This is a genomic window from Streptomyces sp. SID1328, assembly GCF_009865595.1.
GTDB classification, from domain to species: Bacteria; Actinomycetota; Actinomycetes; order Streptomycetales; family Streptomycetaceae; genus Streptomyces; species Streptomyces griseoluteus.
Window position 1 is genome coordinate 1 of the sequence record NZ_WWKH01000176.1, and the last position, 3495, is coordinate 3495.

A 3495-nucleotide genomic window follows, 5' to 3' on the forward strand; every position below is an offset into this window, starting at 1 on the left:
AGCCCGGCCCGGTGTCGAAGGCCGTCCCGTCCGGCGCGGTGAGGTTGGCGATGCCGCCGATGTTCAGTGCGACCGGTGTCCCCGGCCTGCCCCGCAGCCACAGCAGATCCACGAGGCTGACCAGCGGCGCGCCCTGACCGCCCGCGGCCACGTCACGGGGCCGGAAGTCGGCGACCACGGGCAGCCCGGTCGCCTCGGCGATCCAGGCGGGCTGCCCGAGCTGCAGGGTGCCGTGCACCCGGTCACCGTCCACCCAGTGGTAGACCGTCTGCCCGTGCGAGGCGAGCAACTCCGCCGCGCCACCGCACAGTTCGGCGTCGGCCCGAGCGGCCGCCGCCGCGAACGCCTGACCGATCCGGGTGTCCAGGCGGCACACGTCCGCCAGCGGAACCGCCGCCGGGGGCAGCGCACCGGCGAGCAGTTCCCGCAGGCCGGGATCGTACGGCTCGCTCACCATTCCGAGCGGCTTCAGGTGGAGCGTCTCCCCCTCGAGGCGTAGCTCGGCCGCCGCCGCGTCAATGCCGTCGTACGACGTTCCCGACATCAGGCCGATCACCAGCATCCGCCCCACCCGCCTTTCCCGCAGTGCCGTTGAACGCGGTCTTCCTGAAGAGGGCGAGCATGCTCACCACGCAGGCCGCCGCCGCGTAGTAGGCGGGTACGTCTACGTTCCCGGTCCGCTTCACCGCTTCCGTGATGATGAGGCCGGCGCAGCCCGAGAACACGGCATTGGACAGGGCGTAGGCGAGTCCGAGCCCCGTGCAGCGCACCCGCGTCGGGAACATCTCGGCGAGCAGGGCGGGGCCCGGTCCGGCCATCAGGCCCACGATCGCACCGGCCAGCAGCACGGCCAGCCCCTTGAGCGGGGTCGAAGTGCTCTGGTTCTGCAGGAGGTCGAGCAGGGGCACCGCCAGCACCGCGACCAGGCCGGCCCCCGTCAGCATCACCGGCCGGCGTCCGATCCGGTCGCTCAGCAGGCCGGCCGGGATGATCGTGGCGGCGAAGCCGAGGTTGGCCAGCACGGTCGCGGTGAGCGCCTCGCGGAAGGTCGCGTGCAGGGCCGTCTGGAGATACGAGGGCAGCACGACGAGGAAGGCGTACCCGGCTGCCGCCCAGCCCATCACCCGCCCGGCGCCCAGCGCGACGGCCCACGCCACGTCCCGCGCGGGCAGGGACTCGGCGGGCTCCTGTTCCCGGAAGGTCGGCGTCTCGTCCAGCCGCAACCGCAGCCAGAGCGCGCCCAGCCCCATGGGCAGCGCCAGCAGGAACGGCAACCGCCAGCCCCACGCGCTCAGTTGGGCCTCGCTCAGCAAGCTCGCCAGCACCGCCGCGACCCCCGCCCCGCCCAGCAGCCCGAGCGCCACGGTGAACGACTGCCACGCCCCGTACAGCCCCCGCCTGCCCGGCGGCGCGAACTCGGTCATCACCGCGACCGCACCCCCGAACTCCCCTCCCGCGGATAGCCCTTGGAGGACACGGAGCAGGGTCAGCAGCCAGGGTGCCAGGACGCCGACCGTGGCGTAGGTGGGCAGCGCGCCGATCAGTGCCGTCGTCACCGTCATCAGCGAGATCACCAGGATCAGCACCGGCCGCCGCCCGATCCGGTCCCCGAGCCGGCCGAACAGGGCCGCGCCGACCGGGCGGAAGAAGAACGCCAGCGCGAAGGAGGCGTACGTCTTGACCAGGCCCTCGACCGTGCCGCCGCCGGCCGGGGTGAAGAAGCGCTCCGCGATCACCGTGGCGAAGTAGCCGTAGACCCCGAACTCGTACCACTCGATGAAGTTGCCCACCGACCCGGCGACCAGCGCTCGAACGGAGGGCCTGCGGCCGGCGCCCGTCCGCTCCTCGTGCTCCGTCTCCATGGCCACGCCCTCGTCCGTCGTCACACCCTCGCGCCCGGCACCCGCCCCGCCCGCACCACCGGCCACCCGTCAGGGCAATGGATGCCCGGCCGGGCCCGCGCCTACCCGCAGTCCCTGTCGAGCTGGTGGCGACGGAGCCGGCCGAGTCAGCGCACGACCACCGTGTACTCTCCCGCCGCCACCAGCTCCCCCACCACCGGCGCCCCCGGCACCTCCCCGGCCACGAGCAGCCCGCCCGAGGTCTGCGCGTCGGCGAGGAGGAGCCGGGTCAGCTCGTCGGTGTCTCCGAAGTCCGTGTACGGCGCGACCCAGTCGAGGTTCCGCCGCGTTCCACCGCTGACGTACCCCTTCCGCGCCGCCTCCTGCGCACCGTCGAGGTACGGGACGGCGGCCGCGTCGATGACCGCGCTCACGCCCGAGGCACGGGCCAGCTTGTAGAGGTGGCCCAGCAGGCCGAAGCCGGTGACGTCGGTGGCGCAGACCGCGCCCGCCGCGAGCGCGGCCTGCGCAGCGTCCCGGTTCAGCGCGACCATGGTCTCGACCGCCTGTGGGAAGACCTCGCCGGTCGTCTTGTGCCGGTTGTTGAGCACGCCGAGGCCGAGCGGCTTGGTCAGGGACAGCGGCACCCCCGGCCGTCCGGCGTCGTTGCGCAGCAGGCGCTCCGGGTCGACGGTGCCGGTGACGGCCATGCCGTACTTGGGTTCCGGGTCGTCCACGCTGTGCCCGCCCGCCACCGCGCAGCCCGCCCGGGCGGCGACGTCCATGCCGCCGCGCAGCACCTCACGGGCGAGGCCGAAGGGCAGCACGTCACGCGGCCAGCACAGCAGGTTGACGGCGACGAGGGGCGTGCCGCCCATGGCGTAGACGTCGGAGAGGGCGTTGGCGGCGGCGATCCGGCCCCAGTCGTACGGGTCGTCGACCACGGGCGTGAAGAAGTCGGCGGTGGCGACGGCGGCGGGCAGACCGGGGCCACCGGGCAGCCGGACGACCGCCGCGTCGTCGCCGTGGTCGAGGCCGACGAGCAGCTCTCCGGGGGCGTTGGCCAACGCTCCCGGACGGACGAGCCCGGCGACCATCTCCTCCAGCTCGCCGGGCGGGATCTTGCAGGCGCAGCCGCCGCCGTGTGCGTACTGCGTGAGGCGCGGGGCCTCGGGTCCGTGCGCCGGTCCGGCATCGGTCCGCGTGTCCGTCATGGCTGAATCAGTCCTCGTGGGAAGGGGTGGATGCCGTGTGGCGCGTTGACTGTGGTGGGGAGGCGACGGTTGCATGGCCGTACGGCCGCCGCATTGTCGGGACGGCCGGCGGGGAGGCGTAAGGGTGCCTGGTGGCCCTCCCGGTCTTCAAAACCGAGGTGTCCGAGCAGCTCGGGCAGGTGGGTTCGATTCCCATCCGTCTCCGCCAACTCCTCTCGTCCGTCACCGTGGCTCCCGGCACCGGCGCAGCGTGCCGTCGAGTCGCTCGGTGCGGCCGTGCCGGTCGAGGTACTCCAGCAACGGGACGGCCACCCGGCGGGTGGTGTCCAGCGCGCGGCGGGCCTGGCTGGTGGTGAAGGGCTGCTCCAGTTCCGCGAGGACGGCGGCGGCCTCGGCGTCCGCGCCGGGCAGCAGCACGATGTGCCGGTCGATCCGCAGCA

Annotated in this window: 4 protein-coding genes and 1 tRNA gene; 1 reads left to right on the plus strand and 4 read right to left on the minus strand. The window is 73.7% G+C overall.

From position 1 onward, the window contains the following. The 3 genes from GT030_RS05380 to selD form a co-directional block, all read right to left on the minus strand. The coding region (locus tag GT030_RS05380) for an anhydro-N-acetylmuramic acid kinase (RefSeq protein ID WP_202459712.1) at positions 1 to 562 on the minus strand (562 nt) is incomplete at its 3' end. Continuing rightward, complete coding sequence (locus tag GT030_RS05385; RefSeq protein ID WP_161200083.1) at positions 516 to 1862, minus strand: MFS transporter; 1347 nt, start codon at positions 1860 to 1862, stop codon at positions 516 to 518. The genes GT030_RS05380 and GT030_RS05385, both read right to left, overlap by 47 nt. Before the next feature lie 146 nt (positions 1863 to 2008). After that, entirely contained in the window at positions 2009 to 3055 is a 1047-nt protein-coding gene (gene selD, locus GT030_RS05390) for a selenide, water dikinase SelD (protein ID WP_161200082.1), read from the minus strand. A 112-nt stretch (positions 3056 to 3167) separates the two neighbouring features. On the opposite strand from selD, the gene GT030_RS05395 reads away from it, so the two are divergent. Further along, a tRNA-Sec gene (locus tag GT030_RS05395) sits at positions 3168 to 3263 on the plus strand. Positions 3264 to 3277: 14 nt separating this feature from the next. Here the strand turns inward: GT030_RS05395 and GT030_RS05400 are convergent. Next, positions 3278 to 3495: SelB C-terminal domain-containing protein (locus GT030_RS05400; RefSeq protein WP_202459713.1), on the minus strand; the 218-nt coding region annotated here is incomplete at its 5' end.

Coding starts and splice junctions, on each gene's coding strand:
- selD (WP_161200082.1), bottom strand. CDS start 3,055: ATGACGGACACGCGGACCGATGCCGGACCGGCGCACGGACCCGAGGCC.
- GT030_RS05385 (WP_161200083.1), bottom strand. CDS start 1,862: ATGGAGACGGAGCACGAGGAGCGGACGGGCGCCGGCCGCAGGCCCTCC.